Raw genomic sequence first — 24088 nt, 5'->3', positions numbered from 1 at the left:
ACCGGGTGACCCGGGACGGCGAAGGACGGGACCCGGGCAGGGTCCGGACGGGCTGAGGACGTGGTCCGGCGCGCGTTCAGAGCGCTTCGACGACCGAACCGCGGTCGGGCGGCGTGCCCTGGCCGGGGATCGTCAGCGGAACGGTCGCGTACGCGGCGGCTATCGCCAGCCGCCGCTCGCGCTTGAAGACGTAGGCGGCGAAGGCGCCCGCCCCCACCAGCGCGGCGAGCGACATGGCCGTGCCGAGCCAGCTGGCGCCGAGCCACCTGCCGCCGATCCAGCCCAGGCCGACGCTGTACGTCGCCCAGCACACCCCGGCCAGCGCGGACCAGGGCAGGAACTCCCCGGGGCGGCGCCGGGCCGCGCCGGCGCCGAGGCTGACCACGCTGCGGCCGGCCGGCGCGAACCGGGCCAGCACCACGAACGCGCCGCCACCGCCGGTCAGCACCTGGCCGAGCCGTTCGTGCGCGGCGGCCAGCTTGCGGGAGCCGGCGAGCCTGCGGTTGAACCAGGCGCCCCCGCGCCAGGCCAGCCGGTACGCCAGTACGTCGCCGGCGCAGGAGGCGGTGGCCGCGCAGCCCAGCAGCGCGAAGACGTCGAGAATGCCGTCACCGGCCTGGGTCGACCCCGCGGTGGCCGCGCTGATCACCAACACCCCGCTCGGCAGCACCGGGACGAAGACGTCCAGCAGCACCGAGACGCCCACGAGCAGATAGATCCACGGCCAGTCGAACAGGGAGCCCACGCCGTGCAGCACTGCGCCTCCTCGTCCTTCGCCAGTTCCTGCGCGTGTTGTGCGTACTTGGTCCTGCGAGTCCGTTGCGAAGCGCCGAGTTGCCTGTACCTGTGCGTCTGACCTGGTCGGATCGAACGTGGTTCCGGTGTCGCGTCAACGGCGGCCGATCTTCATCTGCCGTCAGCCGTACAGCGTACGCCAGTACCCTTGGGCGGTTCCGTCCAGGTCACGTGACGTACGAGACAATCACGGCGTCATTACGGCGGGAATACTTCGGCGAAAACGTCACGGTCCGCGTTCCCGCAGTTCGGAGTGCCTGCTGTCGAGCGTACGTCGCCGCGCCGCGGCGGCAAGGGGCGGCCGTGCGCACAACTGCTTCACGATCTTCGATCCCTTGATCGTCCGCGGGGCACCACGTGATCGTCCGCGGGTCGCTCCTTGATCGTCCGCGGGACAGCTCATGATCGTCCGCGCGGCGTTCTTCGACCGCCCGGAACCGTGCTCCCCCCGCCGCCGGCCCGGCGGACCGGTCCCGTAGACTGGGCCGAGCAGAAGGGGAGTAGCTCTTCGCCGGACCGTCGACATACTGCTCGGGCCGTTCAGGGCATCCGCGAGTGCGGGCGTCATGGCGGACCGGGCCGGCGCCCGGAGGCGGGGCGGCCGGGTTTCCGGCCGGCGCCGCCAGCGAGACCTTCGGCCGCAGTGTTCCGACGCTGCCGTGCCGAAGCGACCCCGCGCCCCGCGGTTCCTCTCGGTACGGCCGCCCTGACCGATCGAGGACCGACTTCCGTGTTCAGCATCACCGTCATCGCCGTGGTCTTCGGCGTGATCTTCCTGTCCGAACTGCCCGACAAGACCGCGCTGGCCGGACTCATGCTCGGTACCCGCTACCGGGCCTCGTACGTCTTCTGCGGGGTCGCCGCCGCCTTCGTCGTCCACGTGGCCCTCGCCATCGCCGCGGGCGGCCTGCTGACCCTGCTGCCGCACCGCCTGGTGCAGGGCGTGGTGGGCCTGCTGTTCCTGGGCGGGGCGGCGATGCTGCTGTTCTCGCACGATGACGACGAGGAGGGGAAGGTGCGGGTGCCCGCCGACCAGAGCTTCCTGAAGGTGGCCGGTACCGGCTTCACCCTGATCCTGGTGGCGGAGTTCGGCGACCTCACCCAGATCATGACCGCGAACCTCGCCGCGCGCTACGGCGACCCGGTCTCGGTCGGCATCGGCTCGGTGCTGGGGCTGTGGGCGGTCGCCGCGCTCGGTATCTTCGGCGGCCAGCTGCTGATGAAGCGGGTGCCGCTGCGGCTGATCACGAAGGTCGCGGCGGCGGTGATGGTGGCGCTGGCCGGCTTCAGCCTCTACGAGGCGGTCGCGGGCTGAGCGGACGCGGTCCGGCGGCGGCGGTGCGGACACCGCCCGCCCGCTCGGTACGCGGCGGGCCCGGACCCGCCGGACGGGCCTGTCCGGTGCCGTACGCACCCGTACACGCGCGCAGGCGGCGTCCCCGCTCCCGGGGCCGGTGGGCCGGGGTCCGTACGTGCCCGGTCCGTACGGTGTCGTGCGGGCAGCCGGAGCCCGCGCCCCCGCGGCGTCCGTACGCGGCCGGTCCGTACGACGGCCGCGCGCGCGTGCTCAGTTCGCGGTGATCAGGAGGCCGCCGCCGGGGGCGGCCTCGACGCGTACCCGCTCCAGGGAGGCCACGTGGGCGCTCGGGTCGTGGGCGGCGGCGCGCGGGCCGACGCCGATCACGCGCATGCCGGCCGCGCGGGCGGCGGCGATGCCGACCCCGGCGTCCTCGAAGACCAGGCAGTCCCGCGGGGCGAAGCCGAGTTCGGCGGCTCCCTTGAGGAAGCCCTCGGGGTCGGGCTTGCTGGCGCTGACCCGCTCGGCGGTGACGAGGACCGGGGGCAGCGGCAGCAGGGCCGCGCCCATCCGGGCCCGCGCGAGCGCCTCGGTGGCCGAGGTGACCAGGGCGTGCGGGTGGCCGCCGAGGGCGGTGAGGAAGGCGGGGGCGCCGGGGACGGGCACGACGCCCGCGACGTCGGCGGTCTCCTCGGCGAGCAGCACCGCGTTCTCCGCGTGGTTCTCGGCCGTCGGGCGGTCCGGGAGCAGCGCGGCCATCGTCGCGTGGCCCTGGCGGCCGTGCACGACCTTCAGGACGGCGGCGGGGTCCAGTCCGTGCCGCTCGGCCCAGCGGCTCCAGACGCGTTCCACCACGGCGTCGGAGTTCACCAGGGTGCCGTCCATGTCGAGCAGCAGGGCGCGGGCGGTGAACGTGGCGGACGCGGACGGCATGCGGCTCCTTCGGAGTGGCCCGCTGGCACGGAAGCTGTACGCGGACGTCGTACAACGTGGCCCCGCTCGCCGGTCAGGGGGAGCGAGCGGAACCACTTTGTTCCATCACGATACAAAACAAAGGCGGGTTACGCCAGCCTTTCCGGGCGGGAGTTTTGCCCGGGGGCCGCGTACTGCAGCAGTCCCCAGGTGAAATGGGCGATGGTACGGCCCGGGACGCCGGGGACGGTCAGGGCGAGCACAGAGCGGCTCGGGGCGTCCGCGGGGAGCGGCCGGGCCGGCGGGAAGGCGCGGGCGGCGTCCTCCACGGTGCAGGACCAGGGGGTCAGGTCGGCGGCGCCCGTCAGCGCGGGCGGCGGGGCGTCCGGTGCCCGGACCAGCCACTCGTTGAGGATCGCGCCGCCGCCGGGGGCGCACAGCACCTCGAAGCGCAGGTCCGGCCAGAGCGGGACCGGCCACAGCAGGGCCTTGCAGGACAGATCGCCGACGCGCTGCGTCCGCTGCGACTGCGGGGGGCCGAGCGCGGCGCGGTAGCGGCGTTCGCCGCCGGGAAAGGTCCGCGCGTGCAGGCGCGCCTGCCAGCGCCGGTGGGCGTCCCGCAGCTCCGTATGGGTGGCGCCCAGGGCTTTGAGGGCCTCGTCCACCAGCTCGGGACGGTGGTCCGCCATCCGGCGCAGCAGTACCAGCTGGAAGTGCTCGGGACCGAACGGCTCTGCGATACCCACGGCTCGATCCTAGGCGCCGCGTTCCCGGGGGGCCGGGTGCGGGTGCGGGGCCCAGGTCTTGGGCCGGGGTCTTGGGCCGGGGTCTCGGGGCGCGCGTCGGCGGGGGCGGACCCGGCCGGGGCCTGACGGTGGGGGCTCAGACGCCGCGCGGACGGTGGTGGGGGACGGTCCGGGCCAGGGCGGCGCGGGTGGTGGGGCCGTAGGTGCCGAGCGGGGGGTCGGTGATGTGGTGCCAGAGCTGGAAGGTGGCCACCGACAGCTCGACGGTGCGGGTGTAGCGGCCGTTGAGGGGACCCCGGTAGAGGTGGATCGCACGGAGGTCGCGCTGGAGGTCCGCCACGGCGCCGCCGGTGTCGCCGAGCTGGAGGACGTCGGGGGCGAAGGCCGGGACGGGGGCCGGGGCCGGAGTGGCGGGGGCCGGAGCGGACCGGACGGGCCGGCGGCCGGGTGCCCCGGCGGGGGCGGTGCTCGGCGGGGTGGACGCGGCGGGTGCGGGTGTCGTCGCGGGGGCGGCCGGCGGCGGGGCGGCCGCGGTGGTGAGGGCGACGGCGGCGCGCAGGGTCACGGTGGCCGACGGCGAGGCCGACGGCGACGCGGTGGGGGTCGGCGCGGGGGTCGGCGCGGAGCCGGCCGTCGGGACCGCGCGGGTGACGGGGGGCGCCGCGGTGGCCTGGGCGTGGGCCGCGTCGTGGGGCAGCTCGACATCCGGCATGGACGTGCTGAGGTCGGGCAGCGAGCGGTCCTGGGTGCCCTGCTGCGCGCCCATCACCTGGCCGGTGACCGCCACCGCGCCCGCGGCCAGCGCCGACGCCGCGACCGTGGCCGTCGCGATCACGACGCCGCGCCGGTGCCGCCGGTGCCGTCCCCGTACGACCGCCGGCGCCGCGTCGGCCGGCTCCGGCCCGCGCGGGGCGTACTCGATACCGGAGTACGTCGCCGGGAACCGCTGCTGCGGATCGGCCGGTGCGGGCCCGTCCCCGCCGGCCGCGGCCGGCGGGCGTCCCGCGGTCTCGGCCGGTCCGCCGGCCGGCTCGACGACGTAGGGCCGCAGCCGCAGCGGGTGGAAGCCCTCGGTCGCGGCCAGCTCGGCGGCGCGCTCCGCCGAGCGCTCGGCGGCCCGCAGCTCGCCCTGCTCGACCTGTCCGCCCCGCCGGTCCGGCTCGCCGCGCCCGTTCCGCTCGCCGGCGGATTCCCCCGCCGCGTCCTCGTCGTGCTGCGACGCCACTGGGTCCCCTCCCGGTCGTCGTTCGCGTGTTCGCAACGTCAGCGGCGATTATGCCGATCATCCGACCGGTCGCGCATCCGCTCACCGCAAAGCGACCCGCCAGTCGTCGAAGGTCACAGCACATAACCGCACAAACAATGTCAATATGAGGTGTCTGGCCATCGGGGGGCGACAGGAGGAGCCTTCATGGCCCAGGACACCCCGACCGCGCCGGGGCCCGAGGCCGCCCGGCCGGGCGAGCACCAGGACAAGCGGGCGGTACGGATCGCGATCGGCGCGCTCGCCCTCGGCCTGTTGCTGGCCGCCCTCGACCAGACCATCGTCTCCACCGCGCTGCCCACCATCGTCAGCGAGCTCGGCGGCATCGACCACCTGTCCTGGGTCGTCACCGCCTACCTGCTGGCCTCCACCGCCGCCACCCCGCTGTGGGGCAAGCTCGGCGACATGTACGGCCGGAAACGGCTCTTCCAGACCGTCATCGTGCTGTTCCTGATCGGCTCCGCGCTGTGCGGGATCGCGCAGAACATGACCGAGCTGATCGCCTTCCGCGCGCTCCAGGGCCTGGGCGGCGGCGGGTTGATCGCGCTGTCCATGGCGATCGTCGGCGACATCGTGCCGCCCCGCGAACGGGGTCGCTACCAGGGCGTGTTCGGCGGGGTGTTCGGCGCCAGCAGCGTACTCGGGCCGCTGCTCGGCGGGGTCTTCACCGAACAGCTCTCCTGGCGCTGGGTGTTCTACATCAACCTGCCGATCGGCGCCGTCGCGCTCGCGGTGATCGCCGCCGTCCTGCACATCCCGGTCCGCCGCACCTCGCACCGCATCGACTACGCGGGCATGGCCGTGGTCGCCGCCGCCGCGACCTGCCTGGTGCTGGTCGCCTCCCTCGGCGGTACGACGTGGGCCTGGAGCTCGTCCGCCGTCATCGGGCTGACGGTGGCCGGCGCGGTCCTCGTCGCCGTGTTCGTGCTGATCGAGCGGCGCGCCGAGGAACCCGTACTGCCGCCCCGGCTGTTCCGCGTCCGCACCTTCGTCCTGTGCGCGGCGATGTCCTTCGTCATCGGCTTCGCGATGTTCGGCGCGCTGACATACCTGCCGACGTTCCTGCAGGTCGTGCACGGCTACTCGCCGACGCTCTCCGGCGTGCACATCATCCCGATGGTGGTCGGGCTGCTGATCTCCTCCACCGTCTCCGGGCAGATCGTCAGCCGCACCGGCCACTACAAGGTGTTCCCGATCGCCGGCACCGGCGTCACCACCGTCGGACTGCTCCTGCTGCACCGGCTCGACGAGCACACCGCGGTCTGGGTGACGAGCCTGTACCTGCTGGTGTTCGGCCTGGGCCTCGGCCTGGTGATGCAGGTGCTGGTGCTCGCCGTGCAGAACTCGGTCGGCTACGAGGACCTGGGCTCGGCCACCTCCGGCACCACCTTCTTCCGCTCCATCGGCGCGTCCTTCGGCGTCTCGATCTTCGGCACGATCTTCGCCGACCGGCTTTCCGGGAAGCTCTCCTCGGCGCTGCGCGGGACGGCGCTGCCGCCCGGGGTACGGCCGTCCCGGCTGCAGGCCGACCCCACGTCGATCGCCCGGCTGCCGGCGGCGGTCAGGGGGCCGGTCCGGCACGCGTACTCGGTCTCGATCACCACCGTGTTCCTGTGGGCGGTGCCGGTCGCGCTGGCCGGCTTCGTCCTGGCCTGGTTCCTGCGGGAGCAGCCGCTGCGGGGCTCGGTCACCGCGCCCGACGGCGGCGAGACGCTGGGCACCAACCCCGTCGAACGCTCCTCGCTGGACGAGATCGCCCGCTGCCTGTCGGTGATCGGCAGCCGTGAGGCCCGCGCCGGCCTCTACGTCCGGATCACCCGGATGGCCGACCTGGACATCCGGCCGGCCACCAGTTGGCTGCTGCTGCGTCTGGCGCGGGTCGGCGAGGCCGATCCCGTCGACCTCGCCGAGCACACCGCCGTACCCGCCGCGGTGATCGAACAGGCCGTGATCGAGGCGGAGTCACGCGGCTACGCCGAACGGGCCCCCGGTTACGCCGCCCGGTCCGGCGGTCCGCTGGTCCTCACCGACTCCGGCCGCGCCACCGCCGAGCACCTCGTCGAGGCCCGCCGCGGTGTCCTGGCCGAACTGCTCGGCGACTGGGACCCCGACCAGCACGCGGAACTGGCCGCGCTGGTCCGTAAGTTGAGCACCGAGTTGTGCGGCGGCGACGCCGACCAGCCGCACGAGCGGGTCGACCGGCGCGCGGCCGGGAGCCGGAAGCCGGCCTGAGGAGGGCCTGCGGGGGCCTGTGCGGAGTGTGCGGGGCGGGTGGAAAGCCCGCGGGGGACTGGCGGGGGCCTGTGCGGGCGGGCGGGCCGGAGCGGGTCGAACGGGACCCGGCCGGGATCGGATTCCGGGGCCAACTCCGCTGATGGCACGGGCCGTTAACGGCACATGGGGTGAGGGGGGTGTTTGGGGTGCCGGGCTGCGGCAAGCCGACGTGGTGAGAGCTGCACAAACGGGAGGCACTCATGTCCACAGGAGCGATAATCGCCGTCATCGTGGCGGTAGTTGTGGTGATCGCGATCGTCGCGGCGGTGACGCTGATGCGCGGTGGCGGGACCGGCGGAGTCGGCCTCAAGCGCCGGTTCGGCCCCGAGTACGAGCGGACGCTCGCTCAGCACGACGGAGACGACAAGGCCACGCGGGAAGAGCTGACCGAGCGCGTCAAGCGGTACGGCGGCATCGAGCGGCAGCCGGTCGACGCGCAGCAGCGCGAGCGGTACGGGCAGCGCTGGGCCGAGATCCAGGCCCGTTTCGTGGACCGGCCCGGCCAGGCGCTCCAGGAGGCCGACCGGCTGACCGCCGAGGTCGCCGCCGAGCGCGGCTTCCCGGCCGCGGACTCGCCCGAGCACTTCGACGCGCTGTCCGTGCACCACCCCTACCAGGTCCAGGGTTACCGCCAGGCCCACGCGCTGACCGCGCGGGGCGAGGCCGACGGGCGCGAGGCGACCGAGGACATGCGGCAGGCGCTGGTCGCGGCACGCGCGCTCTTCGACGAGATGCTGCGCGGCACCGGTACCCGGCCCGCGGTCGGCGGCAGGGCGACGGCGACCGGACCGGCCGCCGCCCAGCCGGCCCCCGACGCGCCGGCCGGTCCCGCCGAGAGGACCCCCGTCGCCGACCAGGACACCGCCGTTGCCGACCAGGACACCACCGGCACCGCCGCGGGCCGTGACGCCGGCACCGACGCGGCCGCGGACGCCAACGCCAACGGCAACGGCAACGGCAACGGCGGCGGGCACCACCGCTCGCCGACTCACCGCCTCGCGGCCCTGACCGGCACCCGGCACGACCGCAGCACCGACGACCACAGCTGACCCGGTCCGGCCGCACCCCCCGAGAGCCGCCCTGTCGGGGCGGTGGCGGTGCCGGACGGTCAGGCGCACGTGACGAGCAGGTATCCGAGGAGACGAAGACGATGACCTTCAACCGCACACGTACCGAGGACCGTGCCGACGCCGTCGGCACAGTGGACGACCAGGACGGCACGCTCGCCGCGACGGACGACGGCCGGGACACGGCCGCCACCGACCGGCGCGACGGGCAGGCGGCCGGCGGCCGCGCCGACGGCCGGACGACCGTCCCGCAGCGGCCGACCACCGCCCCCGACCCGGCGGCCACGGCTGACAACGACGGCGATGACGACGCGGACAAGGGCGTGATCGTCGCCGGCGCCGCCCCCAACGCCGGCGCCCAGAGTCGCGCGACCCCCTCTTCCGCCGCCTCGCCGACCGCCGCCTCCTCGACCGCCGACGGCGTCGACCGTGGCGCGACGGCCGAGGACGTCACCGCGGACACGGCGTCCGGCACCCAGTCCGGCGCGGTGTCCGGCAGGACGTCCGGCACGGCCGTGGGCACGGACGCCCGCGGCGGCACGGACCGCCACACCGACGCGGACCGCCGCACCGGGACGGACGCGGCCGCCCGCACCGGCGCCTACGGGACCCGTACCGACGGGACCCGTACCGACGGGACCCGTACCGACGGGACCGGCGCCGACGGGACCCGTACCGACGCGCGGCCGGCCACCGGCAAGAGCAAGGGTGACGAGACGGTCCGGGACGGCGACCTCATGGCGCCCCGCACCGGCTCGGGGATGTCGCAGAACCCGGCCGCCGCCGGCATGCACCGGCCGCTGACGCCGACGACCGCGTCGGCCGGCGCCCGGCCCCGTACCGCGCCGAGCGACGGCACCGACAAGGGCACCGACAACGGCAGCGCGGTCGCGCGGTCCGACTCGGCCGCCGCCGGGGACCCGGACCAGCTCAACCGCCGGATGGAGCGGGCGCTCGGCGGCTTCGTCGACGACCCGCGGCGCGCCGTACGCGAGGCCGACGCCGTACTGGACGAGGCGGTCCGCCGGCTCACCCGGGTGATCGAGGAGCGGCGCGACTCGCTGCGGGGCAGCTGGCACGACGACAACGGCGACAAGACCGGCACCGAGGAGCTCCGGGTCGCGCTGACTCGCTACCGGGACCTGACCCACGAGCTGCTGAACGTCGGCTGACGCCGACCCGCCCTCGGGGCGGACCCCCGTACCACCGCGACCCGTGGGCCGTCCGGCCTGCGGGTCCGCGCGTCGTCGGCGTCAGTCCTGCCGCCGCCTGCGCCCGCTCAGCAGGAAGCCCACGCCGACACTGGCGACGAAGAAGACCCCCACGATCAGCCAGGTACCGGCGCTGGACCCGCCGTCCTTCTTCTTGTGCTCCGGGTCCTTCTTCTCCCCGCCCGGCGCGGACGCGGAGGGTGAAGCGGGCGCGGCGGCGGAGGCGGGCGCCGCGGCCTGTCCGGCCTGCCGTACGGCGTACCCGGCGGTGCCCGTGCGCGGTTCGCCCGCGGCGGCCGGCCCGGTCAGGGCGAGGAGGGCGGTCGCGGTGACGGCCGCGAGGGCGGCAGCGCGGCGGTGCGGGGACATGGGAGCGAGCCGCCTTTCGGGGGACGGGAGCCTCACCCTAACCCGCGCGGCCCCGGCGCTCCGGCACCTGCCCCGGCCGCGCCCCTGGCGGCGAACCCGGACCCCGGCGGGGCCCGGACCGTCGCGCTCAGCTGCCGCGGCGGCTGATCTTGATGCCCTGCAGGAAGCGGGCGAGCGCCTTAGGGGTGGTGGTGAGGACGATCGTCGGGGCGTCGCTCTCGCGGAGCAGGACCGCGCCCCCGTCGGCGGCCAGCTCGACGCACTCGCCCTGTTCCTGGGAGTACGTGGACTTCTGCCAAATCAGGGACGCGGTCATGGGTCGATGCCTTTCAGAGGTCTCGGGAGATGGTGTGGATGAAGTCACGTGACCGGGACCGGTCGAGGGCCACCTCGGAAAGGGAGTCGTACAGAAGGCGGTAGTTGTTCAGGTGCGGTGCCGCGTGCAGGAAGCTGATGCCGTGCGCGGAGTCGATCTGCACGGTGTCGAGCGGGCGCACCGGGCCGCTCGCGTAGAGCATCGCGTGCCCGGACCCGATATGGCCGTCGGCCGTGAAGGGGATGACGCGGACGCTTATGTGCGGCAGGTGGCTCAGTTCCTGGATGTGCTCCAACTGGGCGCGCGCCACTTTGCCGCCACCGAACCGCATCCGCAGCGCCGCCTCGTGGATCAGCGCCTCGTACGGCGGCGCGGCGTCCCGGTAGAGCACTCCGGAGCGTTCGAGGCGGTGGGCGACCCGCGCCTCCAGTTCGTTGTCCGGAAGCTGGGGTATCGCGTAGCCGAAGACCGTACGGGTGTAGTCCTCGGTCTGGAACACCCCGGGGATGTGGGTGATCTGGATGGTCCGCAGGTGCGTCGCATGGTGTTCCAGTTCGGCCACGTCGAGCAGGCCCGCGGGTACGACACCGCGGTACGCCTCCCACCAGCCTTTGCGGCCCTGTGCGTTGGCCATCACGACGAGGGCGTCGATGAGCGCGGTGTCCCCGCACTCGTAGAACGCGGCGAGACGGCGTAACCGCTCCTCGCTGACGCCCAGTCGGCCCGCCTCGATGTGACTCACCTTCGCCGGGTCGGTGCCGAGCAGCCGCGCGGTATCCCGGGCGGTGGTGCCAGCGGCCTCCCGCATCTTCCGTAGCTCCGCACCGAGGCGCTCCTGGCGGGCGGTTGCGGTGCTTCTGAGCGGCATGGTGTCCCTTCTTGACGCTGGTTCTGAGTGTGCCGTTCCGCTCTCGCGGGGTCCAGATCGTTTCTGGAAAATTCGGAGACAAAGTTGCAGAGGTGCATTATTGCCCCATAACCCCTTCTGGGGTAATCGTATGCGGACAGTCAACTCCCTTGTGCGGTCTGCTTGTTGCTCGGGTGCACCGCTGAGGGCCGCCGAACCCGTGGTGGGGCGGCCCGGTCGGGCGAAATCCGGCCAGGACAACGGCCTTACGGAGCCACCGCGCCGCGCCCACGGCCGTCGTCGGCGCCCGGGGCGCCCTGCCGGCGGCGGCTCCGGCGGCGCGCACGCCGCCGCGGGAGTGCCCGTACGCCTCCCCCGGGCCCGGACCCCGCCGCCCGGGAGGAGCGGCGCCCGCCGCCCCCGCCCCCGGCCCGTCGCCCGGCGTCCCCCCGCCCGGCCCGCCCCAACCCCGCCCCAACCCCGCCCCCTCCGCCACCCGCGCGCGCCCCCCCGCCGCCGCACCGCCCCGGCCCCACCCGGCGACCCGTCGACCAGATTCCGCACCCTCCTGGCCGGGAACCGGCAGCGCCACGCCTCCCATTCGAACACCGGCCTGGCCGAAATCGAACCGCCAGCACTCGGCCGTCCCCTTCAGCGGCCGGTGTCCGCCGGGGGGAGGGGGTCGAGGAGGGTGCAGACCGTGCGGATGTCCTGGGTGGCCTCGGTGGCGGTCGAGCGGCCGGTGAGCCAGCTGACCAGGGCGGCGTGCCAGGTGTGCTCGATCACCCGGACGGCGCAGAGGCGGGCGCCGGTGGGGGTCGGGGCCGGGGTCGGGGTCATGGCGTCGACGATGATCGTCCTGGTCAGCCGGGCGACGGTGGCGACCTCCGCGCTGACCGAGCGGTCGGCGAAGATCAGCGCCCGGACCATGGCGTCGGCGAGCTGCGGCTCGCGCTGGAGGGTGCGGAAGGCGCGCAGCAGCGTTTCGGCGACCCGTTCGCCGGGGGCGGTCGCGGCCGGCGGGCGCTTGCGCAGCGTGCCGTGGAGCTGTCCCAGCTGGTCCTCCATGGTGGCGACCAGCAGGTGGATCTTGGACGGGAAGTAGCGGTAGAGGGTGCCCAGCGCGACCCCCGAGCTCTCGGCGACCTCCCGCATCTGCACGGCGTCGAACCCGCCTCCGCAGGCGAGCCGGGTGCTGGCGTCCAGAATGCGGCGCCGCCGCGCCTCCTGCCGCTCGGTCAGCGGCGGCGGCGCCGTTCTGACCCGGGGGCCCGCCCCCGCGGCGCCCTTCGTACGGCCGCCGAACCTTGCGCTCCCACCCGTCTCCGCGCCCCCACCCGTGTCCGCGCCGGCACCCGCTCCGGCGTCGGCCCCCGCGTCGGTCGCTCCCGCGCCGCCACCCGCGCCCGTACCCGCGCCGCCACCCGTCCGGCCGCCGGGCACTCCCGCGCCGCCGGGCGCTCCCGCGCCGCCCGCGGCGGCCCCCGCCTCGCCGCCAGGGGCGCCGGAGCCGGTTCGCGCGGTACCCACTGCCATGTGCCTGCCGCCTCACCGCTGTCTCGCGCCGTCGCCGGCGCCTGTGCATGATGGCAGGCGGGAGCCGTGGTGCGCATCGCCGGAGGGGGTGCCCGGGGGGACCTTCCCGGGCCGGGCGGATTCGCCTTCTGTACCATCACGTCTGAAACTTGTTCTAGATTAGCGCGACCGGTCGGGCCCTGGCCCGACCGCAGCGAGAAGGGGGTCTGAGTGACCTCAGCAGGGGCCGCCGCGACCTCCTCCGCCGCACCGGGCCCGGACACCCCGCTGCGGATCGCGCTGCTCAGCTACAAGGGCAATCCTTTCGTCGGCGGCCAGGGCGTCTACGTCCGGCACCTGTCCCGCGAGCTGGCCGCGCTCGGCCACCACGTCGAGGTGATCGGCGCGCAGCCGTACCCCGTGCTCGACGCGGTGGGCGGCGGTGTCACCCTCACCGAGCTGCCCAGCCTGGACCTGTACCGGGAGCCCGACCCGTTCCGTACGCCCGGACGCGGCGAGTACCGGGACTGGATCGACGCGCTGGAGGTCGCCACCATGTGGACCGGCGGCTTCCCCGAGCCGCTCACCTTCAGCCTGCGCGCCCGCCGCCATCTGGCCGCCCGCCGGACCGACTTCGACGTGGTGCACGACAACCAGACCCTCGGCTACGGCCTGTTGGGCCTGGACCGGCTCGGCCTGGCGCTGGTCACCACCATCCACCACCCGATCACGGTGGACCGCCGGCTCGAACTGGCCGCCGCCGACAGCTGGAAGCGGCGGCTGTCGCTCCGCCGCTGGTACGGCTTCACCCGCATGCAAGGGCGCGTCGCGCGCCGGCTGCCGTCGGTGCTGACCGTCTCCGGGTCCTCCAAGGACGAGATCGCCGAGGACCTCGGGGTGCGGCCGGAGCGGATCCACACCGTGCCGGTCGGCGCCGACACCCGCCTGTTCTCGCCCGACCCGGCGGTACCCGAGATCCCCGGCCGGATCGTCACCACCGCCAGCGCCGACGTACCGCTCAAGGGCCTGGTCTTCCTGGTCGAGGCGCTGGCGAAGCTGCGGGCCGGCCGCCCCGACGCGCACCTGGTGGTCGTCGGCACCCGCCCCGCCAAGGGCCCGGTCGCCGAGGCGATCGAGCGGTACGGGCTCGGCGGCGCGGTCGCGTTCGTCAAGGGCATCAGCGACGCGGACCTGGTGGACCTGATCCGCGGCGCCGAGGTGGCCTGCGTGCCGTCGCTCTACGAGGGCTTCTCGCTGCCCGCCGCCGAGGCCATGGCCACCGGTACGCCGCTGGTCGCCACCACCGGCGGCGCCATCCCGGAGGTCGCCGGGCCGGACGGCGAGAGCTGCCTGGCGGTGCCGCCGGGCGACCCGGCCGCGCTGACCACCGCCCTGGAACGGCTGCTCGGCGACCCCGGGCTGCGCCGCCGCCTGGGCGCCGCGGGCCGCGCCCGGGTGCTGGCGCGCTTCACCTGGACCCGCGCGGCCCAGTCCACCGCCGAGCTGTACCGGACGGCCATCGCCGAGCAGGCCCCGGCCCCGGCCGCGCCCGCAGCCCGCACCACCACCGCACGAACGGGAACCACCGTGGGGAGCGATCGCTGATGCTGACCGTCGACTTCGCCCGCTTTCCGGTCGCCGCGGGCGACCGGGTCCTGGACCTCGGCTGCGGCGGCGGGCGGCACGCCTTCGAGTGCTACCGGCGCGGCGCGCGGGTGGTCGCGCTGGACCGCGACGGCGGGGAGATCCGCGAGGTCGCCCGGTGGTTCGCGGCGATGGCCGAGGCCGGCGAGGCCCCGCGGGGCGCCACGGCGGCCGCCCTGGAGGGCGACGCGCTCCGGCTGCCGTTCCCCGACGACAGCTTCGACGTGGTGATCATCTCCGAGGTGATGGAGCACATCCCCGACGACAAGGGGGTGCTCGCCGAGATGGTCCGGGTGCTGCGGCCCGGCGGCCGGATCGCGGTGACCGTGCCGCGCTACGGCCCGGAGAAGGTCTGCTGGGCGCTGTCCGACGCGTACCACGAGGTCGAGGGCGGCCACATCCGCATCTACAAGGCCGACGAACTCCTCGGCCGGATGCGCGAGGCGGGCCTGGAACCGTACGGCACGCACCACGCGCACGGGCTGCACGCGCCCTACTGGTGGCTCAAGTGCGCGCTGGGCGTCGACAACGACCAGGTGCTGCCGGTGAAGCTGTACCACAGGCTGCTGGTGTGGGACATCATGAAGAAGCCGCTGGCCACCCGCCTCGCCGAGCAGGCGCTCAACCCGGTGATCGGCAAGAGCTTCGTGGCGTACGCGACCAAGCCGCACCTGCCCGCGAGCGCGGTCAAGTGACCTGGCCCGACCAGGAGCAGGGCCAGGGCAGCCTCGAACAGCTGGTGCTGCCCGGCGTACTGACCGCGGAGCAGGCCGCCGGCACGGTCGCCGCCATCGCCGCGGCCCAGCGCCCCGACGGCGCGATCCCGTGGTTCCCCGGCCACCACCTGGACCCGTGGGACCACGTGGAGGCGGCGATGGCGCTGGACGCGGCGGGCGAGCACGACCGGGCGGCGGCCGCGTACACCTGGCTGGCCCGGCACCAGAACCCCGACGGCTCCTGGTACGCCGGATACCAGGACGGCGACCCGGAACGGCCCACCGACCGCGGCCGGGAGTCCAACTTCTGCGCGTACCCGGCGGTCGGCGTCTGGCACCACTACCTGTCCACCGGCGACGACGCTTTCCTGGACCGCATGTGGCCCTACGTCTACGCGGCCGTGGAGTTCGTGCTCGCGCTGCAGCAGCCGGGCGGCCAGATCGGCTGGAAGCGGGAGGCCACCGGACGGGCCGTCACCGACGCGCTGCTGACCGGGAGTTCATCGGTGCAGCACGCCCTGCGCTGCGCGCTGGCCATTGCCGAGCACCGCGAAGAGCCGCAGCCCGGCTGGGAGTTGGCCACCGGCGCGCTCGGCCACGCGATCCGCCGGCACCCGGAGCGGTTCCTCGACAAGAGCCGGTACTCGATGGACTGGTACTACCCGGTGCTGTCCGGGGCGCTGCGCGGACCGCGCGCCCTGGAACGGATCGAGGAGGGCTGGGCGCGGTTCGTGGTGCCGGGGCAGGGGGTGCGCTGCGTGCTTCCCAACCCGTGGGTCACCGGCGGTGAGAGCGCCGAACTCGCGCTGGCGCTCTGGGCGGTGGGGGAGTCCGACCGCGCGGTGCGGATCCTGGCCGACATCCAGCACCTGCGGGCCGACGACGGCCTGTACTGGACGGGCTACGAGTTCGAGAACCAGGAGGTGTGGCCGGTCGAGCGCACCACCTGGACGGCGGGCGCGATGCTGTTGGCGGTGGCCGCGCTCGGGGGACATGAGGCGACCACCGCCGTCTTCGGAGGTGAGCGGCTGCCGGACGGACTGCCGCCCGGCTGCTGCTGAGGTGCTGCCGCGGTGCTGCCGAAAGCGGTTCCCGGCATCCGGCCGGCCCGCTTCCCGGCGTCCGGCCCGTGCCGGTCAGGCCCGGTTCACCCGGCCCGCGACGGCATGCGCCACCAGCAGGTAGACCGCCGCGGGCAGGCCGTAGTTGAGAACCGTGCGCCACTTGAGGTTGTGCACGGTGAAGAGGTCCTTCGACCAGCCCGCCAGCCAGTTGGCCGAGTGGTGCACCCAGTCGACCAGGTCGTTCGCGCGGTTGGCGTCGAAGACGAAGAAGAGGATCCACAGGATCAGGATCAGTGCTGCGATGTCTGCGGCGATGAGGATGATCACCGCGGCGGGGTTGCCGCCATACCGTCTGGCCATGCCTCTCGCATTGCCTCGAACGGGTGATTGAAACTCCACCGGAAACGGCGGCGGCCGGTCCCCCGGCACAGGGGGAACCGGCCGCCGGAACAGCGGTGGAGACGTCGCGGGCCCGCAGACCGCGGGTAGAGCCGGTCGGCGGAGCGGAGGCGATCAGCCCCGCTGGATGCCGCTGCTGTCCTGGAGCACCCCGCGGCGCCCGTCCTGGGTCTGGGCGATCAGCGACTGTCCGTGCTGGTCGACCGCCAGGTACCAGGTGCCGGGGGTCAGTTCGGCGATCTGGGCGCCGGAGCCGTCCTCCGCGTACAGCGGGCGCGGCACCGGCACCGCGAACCAGAACGCGGTGAACTCGGCGGCCGGCGCGTGGGCCGCGGCCTGCGGGGCGGCGCCGTACGGCGTGGTCTGCTGGGCGGCCTGGCCGTACGACGGGTCCACGGACTGCGCGCCACCGGGGTAGCCGTAACCCGCCTGCTGCGGGGCGGCACCGTACGGCTGCGCGCCACCGGTCAGCGGCGCGCCGGCACCGTACGGCTGGGGGGCGGGACGCGGCGCGTTCAGCAGCGGCGCCTGGAGGGCGGGCAGCCGGGTGCGCAGCGGGGCCGCGACCCCGATGACCACGCCGAAGATCAGCGTCAGCCAGTTGCCGATGCCCTTGCTGACGCCGTCGGGGTTGTTGAAGAGGGTCGCCCACACGGCGGTCCAGCCGACGAACAGCGAGATCGCCACTCCCCACTGCTCAAGGGAGAGCCCGAGCGGCTGACGGTCGTCGAACTGCCCCGAGCGGGCCAGGAAGACCGCCGCGGCGGCCACGAGCGCGGCCAGCGTCACCGACGGGAGGATGGGGAAGAGGCCCGAGTGCCACAGGTTCTGCGAGGACTCCGCGCCCGCGAAGGACACCTTGTAGCTGAAGAACGGGAGGAACGAGGAGATCAGGAGCAGCACCGCTGCTCCGATGACCGCGCCGTCACCTCGGGTCAGGGAGCGGATGTTCACGTCAGGTCCTGTCCTTTGTCGATTCGGTTCATTCGGTGGTTCCGCGGAGTTCGGCGGTGCCGAACGCGCTCGGCTGTCGGTACGTGACCGTACCTGGTGACTTGGTCATACCTGGTGCTCATATTCGGGACGGTGTCATCGTACGGGGGTGATCATGACCGAGGGAGTGGGTATGCCCATTGGCGCACGATCCGTACCGGACTGCTACCGTCCCGTCACCCCTTTCCCTTCGCCGCGTCCTCGATGAACGCGGTGAGTCCGTCGGCGATACCCCGCGCGGCGTTCTGCCGCCAGGCCGGGTCTGTCAGCGACTTGGCGTCGCGGGCATTGCGCATATTGCCGCATTCGATGAACACCTTCGGCACGGTCGACAGGTTGAGGCCGCCAAGGTCGTCGCGCACCATCAACCCCTTGCCGCCGCCCAGGTAGTCGGCGAACGGCTCCCGGGTCGCGGCGGCGAAGTGCGCGCGCAGGGTGACCGCCAGCCGCAGCGAGGGCGCCGCGACGGCCCGGGTGTCGGCGCCGCCCACGTGCAGCGCCTTGGGCGCGATCACATGGAAGCCGTAGTCCGCGGCGGGGGCGCCGTCGGCGTGGATGGACAGCGCCGCGTCCGCGTGCGCCCCGTTGCCGATCCTGGCCCGCTGGTCCACGCAGGGCCCGTACGGCCGGTCGCCGTTCTGCGTCAGTACGACCCGCGCGCCGCGCGCCACCAGCAGCGCCCGCACCCGGCGGGACACGTCCAGGGTGTAACGGGCCTCCGGATAACCGGCGTTGGTCTGCGTACCGGTGGTGTCGCACTCCTTGCGGCCGTTGCCGATGTCCACCTTGCGGTTGATCTCGGCGGTGTGCAGGTAGTTGTCCGGGTTGTGCCCCGGATCGAGCACGACGACCTTGCCGGTCAGCGGGAGCCTCGGCCGGGTGGTGTGGGTGGGCGCGGCGCCGGTGTTCGCCGGCCGGGTGGCCGTGACGGGCGCCGGGTTCCCGGGCCGGCCGGCGTCCGACCGCCCCGCGCCGGTCTGCGACCCGCAGCCGACCAGGCAGACCGCGCTCGCGGCGACCGTGGTGAGCGCGGCGACCGCGACGAGCAGCGGAGCGCCCCGGCCGCCCCCGCGTGACTCGTTGCTGAACACGCCAGTGACTCTATCGGCCCATCCCGCGGGCCCGCACCGGCCCTGCGGGTGGCTTTCCCGTACGTTCCGGTGGGGCGTTCCGGGACGGCGTTCCGGTGCGGCTTTCCGGAACGGTTCTCCGGTACGGCGCGGGCGGGCCGCCGTCGCGCGGCGGGGGGGCGGCTCTCCGGTGCGGCTCTCCGGTGCGGCATTCCGGTACGCCGTGGGGCCGGCCGCCGCCGGCGGTCCCCGCGCCGGGTGCCGCCCCCCTCACCCCGTTCGCAGCGTGAGGTCGCCCGGCTCCCGGCGCAGCACCTTCAGCGTCCGCACCCCGGCCACCTCGGTGAACACCCCGGACGCCAGGGCCCGCCGGTAGATCCGGTACGGCGCCTGGCCGCCGTCCGCCGGGTCCGGGATCACGTCGTGGATCACCAGCAGGCCGCCCACCGCGATCAGCGGCGCCCACCCCTCGTAGTCGGCGTTCGCGTGCTCGTCGGTGTGCCCGCCGTCCACGAAGACCAGGCCGAGCGGCTGCCGCCACAGCTTCGCCACCTGCGGCGACCGGCCCACGACGGCGATCACGTGGTCTTCGAGACCGGCCCCGTACAGCGTCCTGCGGAACGTCGGCAGGGTGTCCGTCCGCCCCGTCGCCGCGTCGACCAGCTCCGCGTCGTGGTACTCCCATCCCGGCTGCTGCTCCTCGCTGCCGCGGTGGTGGTCCACGGTGACCGCGACGGTGCCGGCGTCCGCGGCGGCGTCCGCCAGCAGGATCGTGGAGCGCCCGCAGTAGGTGCCCACTTCCAGCAGCGGCAGCCCGAGCCCGGCGGCGTCCTTGGCGGCGGCGTACAGCGCGAGACCCTCGTCGAGCGGCATGAACCCCTTGGCGGCCTCGAACGCCGCGAGCACGTCGGTCATACGGATCATCCTACGAGCGGCCCGCAGACCGAACCGGGGGCACTTCGCGCGCCGGGCGGCGGGGTCGGCAAGAATGGCGGCATGCCTTCGCGATGGTCGATCCGCTCCCGCAACTCGCTGCTGTCCATCTGCTCCTCGGAGTCGATCCTGTCGATCGGCTCCACGGGCTCCGCCCTGTCGATCGGGTCCTGCGCGTCCTTCGCCTCGATCGGGTCGTTCGCCTCCGCCGTGTCGGCTTTCTCCGCGGCGTCGTACGGCTCCTTCTCGTCGGCCCTGTCCGGCCAGTCGGACCACTCCCTGCTGTCCTGGCAGACCAGCGGCGGCATCCGCACCCGCCGCGCCGACGGCCCCCTGGAGGGGTCGGCGGCCGTCACGGCGGCGGCCATCGCGGTGACCGTCGCGACCGGTGCGATCTGGTGGCTGGCGGGGCGCCGCCGGCAGGGCTGACCCCGGGGCTGCGCTGACGCGGCGTCCGCGCCCGCCGGGGTGGGCGGCGCGGTGCCGTGCCGCGGGCCGACCGGGGCCGACCGGGGCCGACAGGGTGTGCGGCCCTCGTGCCGCGGGCCGGGCTTCCCTCCGGCGCCTCGACGCTGGAGCGCTTCAGTGCGGCCCCCGTGCCGCGGCCGGGCCCCGTCGAACGGTTACGCCGCCCCCGTGTCGTCTGCCGGGCGGTTGAGCTGCCTCTCGGTGCTGGCGGCTGAGCGGTTGCCGTGGCGTCCGCGCCTCCGGCCGAGCGGTTGCCGCGGGCCCAGCGGCGTCGGCCGAGCGGTCACGCCCTCCCGGGGCTGTCGGCTGGACCGTTGGCCGCCCCCGTGCCGTCTGCCCGACCGCCGGGCCGCCGATTGCCGAACCGCCCCGCCTCGCGCCGCCAGCCGGACCGTTACGCCGCCTGTGCGTCGGCCTCCACCGGCAGGACCGCCGTGACGCGGAAGCCGCCGCCGGGAGCGGGTCCCGAGGTCAGGGAGCCGCCGGCCGCCGCGAGGCGTTCGGCCAGACCGCGCAGGTTGGTGCCGGTGTTGGCGCCTCCTTCCGCCACCATCCCCGCCCGCGACACTCCTGCCCGCCCACCGCGCCGCCCCCGACCGGTCCCCCGTGCATGTCCACCGCCATACCCGCGACGGTACGGTCCCGCCCCGCCGCCCCGGCAGAGGCGTCCGTCCGCGATCCCCCGGTACATATGTCCCGCCGACGGCGCCCCGTGCGCTCGCATGCCCTGGTCGGCGGGGCGTCCTGGACCGGCGGGGCGTCGAGGTGGTGCCGGCGGAGGGTGCTGACGGATCCCACTGCCCCCCCGAGCTGTGCAGCCGGGTCACCCCGCCTGTTGACACGGCGGGGTGGCGGACGGTCGCTCGCGCCGTCAGCGGTGGTGGGTGAGGAAGACCCGGGCGCGCTCGTCGAGTTCGGCCGCCACCCGTACGCCCCGGGTCCGGTACGGACGCAGGTCTCCGCGCAGCGAGCGGACCGCCTTGAGCGTCCGGGCTGACTTCACCCCGGCCATGGCGGTGATCGCCCGGTCCCAGGTCGCGCACGCCTGCTCGATACCGCCCTGCCGGGCCTCCTGCTCGGCCTGCGCCATCAGGTCGAGCGCGACGATCCGCGCGTACGTCGTCCTGGGCCGGTTCGCGGCAGCCGCCGCGTAGCTGCGTGCGGAGTTGCCGCGGTCGCCGAGCGCCTCGAACACCTTTGCCGTACGCGAGTGGACGGTGGCCGCGGGCGGCCCCCACACCAGCGCCCAGAACGGCACCTCGTCCCCGGCCGCCGCCCCGGCCGCGAGCCAGGCGTGGGCGCGGTCGACATCGGCGAGCGCGGCCCGGTGGCGGCCCGACCTGGCGAGCGCGTGCGCGTGCGTCACGGCGAACAGCGCCTCGACCTGTGAGTCCACGCGTCCCCTGGCCCTCTCCCAGCCGGTCCCGGCCAGGGCCAGGCAGTGCTCGGGCCGGCGCAGCTTCATCGCCTGCTGCGCCATGGTCCGCATCACGAACCCGTCCTGGCCTGGGATCCCGGACTCCCTTGCCAGCCCCAGCGACTGCATGTAGTACCGCTGCGCGAGGCCCTGCTCCCCGCTGTCGTACGCCTTCCACCCGCACAGGTGGGCTGCCGCGGAGGCAACGGACAGTGCCTCGGCGCGGGCTCCCTCACTGCTGAAGCGGGCCCGGCACAGCTCACGTACGTCGGTGATCAGGTACTGCGTGAACGCGGCCCGGCCGTGCTGGCCGCCGTGCTTCTCGTCCATGTCCATGAAGAGCTGCACCATGTCGCGCACCGCCGCGACGTCGGCGTGTCCGGCGAGCGCCCCGCCCCGGACGGTACGAGTGCGGGCGGCGGCTTCCCGGACGGACTCCAGGGGCACGACGGAGGCTGCCACGGAGAAGGCGGAGGCGGCAAGGAAACGGCGTCGGTTCACGTCTGCGCTCCCGATGGCGGTCAGCGTCTCGATGGGGTCGAAGTCCAGCGTCAGCCCGATGCTTTCATCTTCGGCGTCGAGCGGGGAGCCCAGTCCGAGGTCGCTGCGGGTGATCCGGCGCCCCAAGTGCCGGGAGAGCGCCTCGGCCAGGTATCCGGGGGTGGGCCCGTCCGGCACGGCGCCGAGTGTCCAGTGGTGGACGGTGGACTTGTTGGTCCCCAGCCGCTGGCTGCTCTCCAGCGCAACGGCTTTCACCGCGCGCGCGACGGCGTCGTACGACGGCCCAGATTCGTCGGTAAGCCTTTTGAGTTGGGGGTTCACTGTGCGCTGGGTCATGGGGCCCGCCCTCGTATACCCGATATACGGCTTCGCGTGCTCAGTGCACTGTCTGGCAACTCCCCTGCCCAGTTAACTGATTGACGAAGCCCGATGACAGTCCGTCAACGGGTTCACCGAGGGGAGAGGAAACCGTGATGAAGGATCAGACGCGCCCGTGGGAGACCGTGTTCGCCGGGCCGGAGATCACCGCCGTGCCCAGCGACACCGTGCGCTTCGAGGAGAAGCCGCAGGAGAGTTCGGACCAGGGCCGGTTCGAGGACTGATCCACCAGTGTCACCGGGGCTCGCGTCCGGCGAGAGCCGCGCGGGCCCCGTCGCTTGCCCATCACGGGACGAGGGGAGTTCGGGAATGTTGACGTTGTCGATGGACCTGCGGGCCGATACGGGTCCGTGGCAGTGGCGTGAGCAGGGTGATGGCCACTGGATACGCGCTGGGGACCGCATCCGGCCGTTGGTCAACCCGGCGCTGGAGGCGCGAGCGGTCACGGATGGTACGGCCACGCTGATGGTGGTGCGCGAGCGGGCTGCGGGACGCGCTTCGCTGCTGAGGGCGGCGGCTCCGGTGCGGGTGGACGCCGCGGTGTACGCCCGAGTCCTGGAGGAGTGCCGCAGTTGGCCGCTCCAGTCTGTATGGATCGAGTCGGGCCCTGAGGGCCTCCGGCTCCAGACCGGGCTCGGCGGGGTGTGCCCGCTCTACCTCGCTCAGGTCGACGGGCGGTTGGCCGGGTCGTGGCAGCTGATGGACCTGAGGGCACACCAGGCGCCTGACGGGCTGGATGAGAAGGAGGTCATGCGACTGCTGACCGGACACCCCCGCTATGGGCACGACACACTGTTCACCAGCATCAAGCGGCTCTCGGAACGCTCCACCGCGTATGCGGACGCCGAGGGCCTGCGCATGGTCTACCCGGCCGCCGCCGAGCACGCCCAGCCCTCCGAACTGTCCGAGGGCACCGACGGCCCAGCCCTGGTGGGTGCGTTCGAGGCTCTCGTCGACCACATCCATGCCCGCCGTCCCCTCACCCCCGCTCGGACCGCAGCGCAGCTGTCGGGCGGGAAGGACTCGACCAACCTCGCCATCTCCCTCGCTCTCGGGCACCCTGGGCAGATCACTCCGTGCGCGCTGCTGATCGGCGGCGAGGCCGGCCCGCAGCAGATCGCGCGCCGCCGGATGGTCATCGACCACACCGGTTTCGCTTCTGATGTCACGGTGTCCACCGCCGACCACCCGCCGCTCGCCCCGGACGGCCTGCGCCGGGCCCACCCCGAGGCGGTCAGCCCGCTGGACGAGCCGCACCTGGAAGCCGCCGACGCGCTGGCCCAGGCGCTGATGGCACGCGGCATCACCACGGTGGTCGCCGGGTTCGGTGGCGACGAAGTCGCCCGCGTACGACGTCCTGACGGCGGGCCCGTACGCGCACCGCAGGCCCCGGCCTGGTGCGGCGAGCGGGTCTGCGACCTGCTCGGAGAGGTCAACACCGGAATCTCCCCGGCCACCGTGGCACCAGAGACCGCGCTGGTCGCCCTTGAGGTCGCCACCCCGCTGCTGGCCCGCCGGGGGCTGTGGGCCGTGGCTCCGTTCACCGACCCCGACCTGGTCCGCTTCGGTCAGCGCCTCCCACTGGAGTGGAAACGGGACAAGCGGCTGCTGACCGAGCGGTTCGCCGCTCGCGGTCTCCCGGACGGCGTCGTCCATCCGGTGCTCCGGGAGAACTTCGGTCACCTGATGAACCGCGCGGTGCATCAGTACGGCAGCGGACTGCTCCGCAGCTGGGGCAGGGATATGTACCTGGTCGAGCAGGGCTACCTCGATCCGGTGGTGCTCACCGAGACGGTCGAGCGAGCGGCCCTCGGGCCGGATGAGGCGGCGCCGTACCGCACCGGGCTGTTCCTGATCGCGGCCGTCGAACTGGCTCTACGGGCCCTGTAGGC

The 24088-nt window shown here is 74.1% G+C and carries 24 protein-coding genes; 10 read left to right on the top strand and 14 right to left on the bottom strand.

Annotated features, from left to right (window positions below):
• Positions 1–76 precede the first annotated feature (76 nt).
• Positions 77–757 carry a DedA family protein gene (locus RLT57_RS07230; RefSeq protein WP_311296533.1) on the bottom strand — a complete coding sequence of 227 codons (681 nt, stop codon included), beginning with the start codon at positions 755–757 and terminating at the stop codon, positions 77–79.
• 768 nt (positions 758–1525) lie between these two features.
• Here RLT57_RS07230 and RLT57_RS07225 point away from each other — a divergent pair.
• A complete protein-coding gene (locus tag RLT57_RS07225) occupies positions 1526–2110 on the top strand; it encodes a TMEM165/GDT1 family protein (protein ID WP_311296532.1) in 585 nt (194 codons plus the stop codon).
• Between the two features lie 252 nt (positions 2111–2362).
• Here RLT57_RS07225 and RLT57_RS07220 read toward each other — a convergent pair whose 3' ends face one another.
• The 3 genes from RLT57_RS07220 to RLT57_RS07210 form a co-directional block, all read right to left on the bottom strand.
• Positions 2363–3025 carry an HAD-IA family hydrolase gene (locus RLT57_RS07220; protein ID WP_311296531.1) on the bottom strand — a complete coding sequence of 221 codons (663 nt, stop codon included), beginning with the start codon at positions 3023–3025 and terminating at the stop codon, positions 2363–2365.
• 128 nt (positions 3026–3153) lie between these two features.
• Entirely contained in the window at positions 3154–3744 is a 591-nt protein-coding gene (locus RLT57_RS07215; protein ID WP_311300614.1) for a hypothetical protein, read from the bottom strand.
• 142 nt (positions 3745–3886) lie between these two features.
• On the bottom strand, positions 3887–4975 hold the full coding sequence (locus RLT57_RS07210; protein WP_311296530.1) for a peptidoglycan-binding domain-containing protein: 1089 nt from the start codon (positions 4973–4975) through the stop codon (positions 3887–3889).
• Positions 4976–5161: 186 nt separating this feature from the next.
• Between RLT57_RS07210 and RLT57_RS07205 the strand changes: the two genes are divergently transcribed.
• From RLT57_RS07205 to RLT57_RS07195, 3 genes are all read left to right on the top strand, one after another.
• Entirely contained in the window at positions 5162–7246 is a 2085-nt protein-coding gene (locus RLT57_RS07205; protein WP_311296529.1) for an MFS transporter, read from the top strand.
• 242 nt (positions 7247–7488) lie between these two features.
• Positions 7489–8337 carry a hypothetical protein gene (locus RLT57_RS07200; protein WP_311296528.1) on the top strand — a complete coding sequence of 283 codons (849 nt, stop codon included), beginning with the start codon at positions 7489–7491 and terminating at the stop codon, positions 8335–8337.
• A 101-nt stretch (positions 8338–8438) separates the two neighbouring features.
• Complete coding sequence (locus RLT57_RS07195; RefSeq protein ID WP_311296527.1) at positions 8439–9527, top strand: hypothetical protein; 1089 nt, start codon at positions 8439–8441, stop codon at positions 9525–9527.
• Between the two features lie 81 nt (positions 9528–9608).
• Here the strand turns inward: RLT57_RS07195 and RLT57_RS07190 are convergent, their stop codons facing one another.
• The 4 genes from RLT57_RS07190 to RLT57_RS07175 all read right to left on the bottom strand — a co-directional run bounded on the left by RLT57_RS07190 (position 9609) and on the right by RLT57_RS07175 (position 12340).
• A complete protein-coding gene (locus tag RLT57_RS07190; RefSeq protein WP_311296526.1) occupies positions 9609–9935 on the bottom strand; it encodes a hypothetical protein in 327 nt (108 codons plus the stop codon).
• A gap of 127 nt (positions 9936–10062) precedes the next feature.
• Entirely contained in the window at positions 10063–10251 is a 189-nt protein-coding gene (locus tag RLT57_RS07185; protein WP_311296525.1) for a DUF397 domain-containing protein, read from the bottom strand.
• A 13-nt stretch (positions 10252–10264) separates the two neighbouring features.
• Positions 10265–11119 (bottom strand): helix-turn-helix domain-containing protein, encoded by an 855-nt coding sequence (locus RLT57_RS07180; RefSeq protein ID WP_311296524.1) that lies wholly within the window; start codon positions 11117–11119, stop codon positions 10265–10267.
• 630 nt (positions 11120–11749) lie between these two features.
• Positions 11750–12340 (bottom strand): TetR family transcriptional regulator, encoded by a 591-nt coding sequence (locus tag RLT57_RS07175; RefSeq protein ID WP_311300613.1) that lies wholly within the window; start codon positions 12338–12340, stop codon positions 11750–11752.
• A gap of 504 nt (positions 12341–12844) precedes the next feature.
• Between RLT57_RS07175 and RLT57_RS07170 the strand changes: the two genes are divergently transcribed.
• From RLT57_RS07170 to RLT57_RS07160, 3 genes are read left to right on the top strand one after another with little or no spacing between them, the layout of a single operon-like run.
• Positions 12845–14218, top strand: a complete 1374-nt coding sequence (locus RLT57_RS07170; protein WP_311296523.1) for a glycosyltransferase family 4 protein — start codon at positions 12845–12847, stop codon at positions 14216–14218.
• Positions 14218–14952, top strand: a complete 735-nt coding sequence (locus RLT57_RS07165) for a class I SAM-dependent methyltransferase (RefSeq protein ID WP_311296522.1) — start codon at positions 14218–14220, stop codon at positions 14950–14952. Before RLT57_RS07170 ends, RLT57_RS07165 begins: the two co-directional genes overlap by 1 nt.
• Positions 14949–16034 (top strand): prenyltransferase, encoded by a 1086-nt coding sequence (locus tag RLT57_RS07160; RefSeq protein WP_311296521.1) that lies wholly within the window; start codon positions 14949–14951, stop codon positions 16032–16034. Before RLT57_RS07165 ends, RLT57_RS07160 begins: the two co-directional genes overlap by 4 nt.
• A gap of 75 nt (positions 16035–16109) precedes the next feature.
• On the opposite strand, the gene RLT57_RS07155 is transcribed toward RLT57_RS07160, so the two are convergent.
• From RLT57_RS07155 to RLT57_RS07140, 4 genes are all read right to left on the bottom strand, one after another.
• Positions 16110–16397: a hypothetical protein gene (locus tag RLT57_RS07155; protein ID WP_311296520.1), complete on the bottom strand. Its 288-nt coding sequence runs from the start codon at positions 16395–16397 to the stop codon at positions 16110–16112.
• Between the two features lie 153 nt (positions 16398–16550).
• A complete protein-coding gene (locus tag RLT57_RS07150; RefSeq protein ID WP_311296519.1) occupies positions 16551–17390 on the bottom strand; it encodes a hypothetical protein in 840 nt (279 codons plus the stop codon).
• A gap of 215 nt (positions 17391–17605) precedes the next feature.
• Positions 17606–18520 (bottom strand): N-acetylmuramoyl-L-alanine amidase, encoded by a 915-nt coding sequence (locus tag RLT57_RS07145; protein WP_311296518.1) that lies wholly within the window; start codon positions 18518–18520, stop codon positions 17606–17608.
• A gap of 249 nt (positions 18521–18769) precedes the next feature.
• On the bottom strand, positions 18770–19414 hold the full coding sequence (locus RLT57_RS07140) for a class I SAM-dependent methyltransferase (RefSeq protein WP_311296517.1): 645 nt from the start codon (positions 19412–19414) through the stop codon (positions 18770–18772).
• 81 nt (positions 19415–19495) lie between these two features.
• Here RLT57_RS07140 and RLT57_RS07135 point away from each other — a divergent pair, with 81 nt between their 5' ends.
• A complete protein-coding gene (locus RLT57_RS07135) occupies positions 19496–19861 on the top strand; it encodes a hypothetical protein (RefSeq protein ID WP_311296516.1) in 366 nt (121 codons plus the stop codon).
• A 433-nt stretch (positions 19862–20294) separates the two neighbouring features.
• Here the strand turns inward: RLT57_RS07135 and RLT57_RS07130 are convergent, their stop codons facing one another.
• Together RLT57_RS07130 and RLT57_RS07125 are read right to left on the bottom strand one after the other, a co-directional pair.
• Positions 20295–20453 (bottom strand): hypothetical protein, encoded by a 159-nt coding sequence (locus RLT57_RS07130; RefSeq protein WP_399128205.1) that lies wholly within the window; start codon positions 20451–20453, stop codon positions 20295–20297.
• Between the two features lie 318 nt (positions 20454–20771).
• Positions 20772–22154: a hypothetical protein gene (locus tag RLT57_RS07125; RefSeq protein WP_311296515.1), complete on the bottom strand. Its 1383-nt coding sequence runs from the start codon at positions 22152–22154 to the stop codon at positions 20772–20774.
• 137 nt (positions 22155–22291) lie between these two features.
• Here RLT57_RS07125 and RLT57_RS07120 point away from each other — a divergent pair, with 137 nt between their 5' ends.
• Together RLT57_RS07120 and RLT57_RS07115 are read left to right on the top strand one after the other, a co-directional pair.
• Positions 22292–22420 carry a hypothetical protein gene (locus RLT57_RS07120; RefSeq protein ID WP_311296514.1) on the top strand — a complete coding sequence of 43 codons (129 nt, stop codon included), beginning with the start codon at positions 22292–22294 and terminating at the stop codon, positions 22418–22420.
• An 85-nt stretch (positions 22421–22505) separates the two neighbouring features.
• The gene (locus tag RLT57_RS07115; protein WP_311296513.1) at positions 22506–24086 is read left to right on the top strand and encodes a hypothetical protein; all 1581 of its coding nucleotides are present in this window, start codon (positions 22506–22508) and stop codon (positions 24084–24086) included.
• Positions 24087–24088: the final 2 nt, after the last annotated feature.

This window comes from Streptomyces sp. ITFR-21, assembly GCF_031844685.1.
Classification (GTDB): domain Bacteria; phylum Actinomycetota; class Actinomycetes; order Streptomycetales; family Streptomycetaceae; genus Actinacidiphila.
The sequence above is the reverse complement of the archived record's forward strand: the minus strand, read 5'-3'. Positions and strand labels throughout refer to the sequence as shown.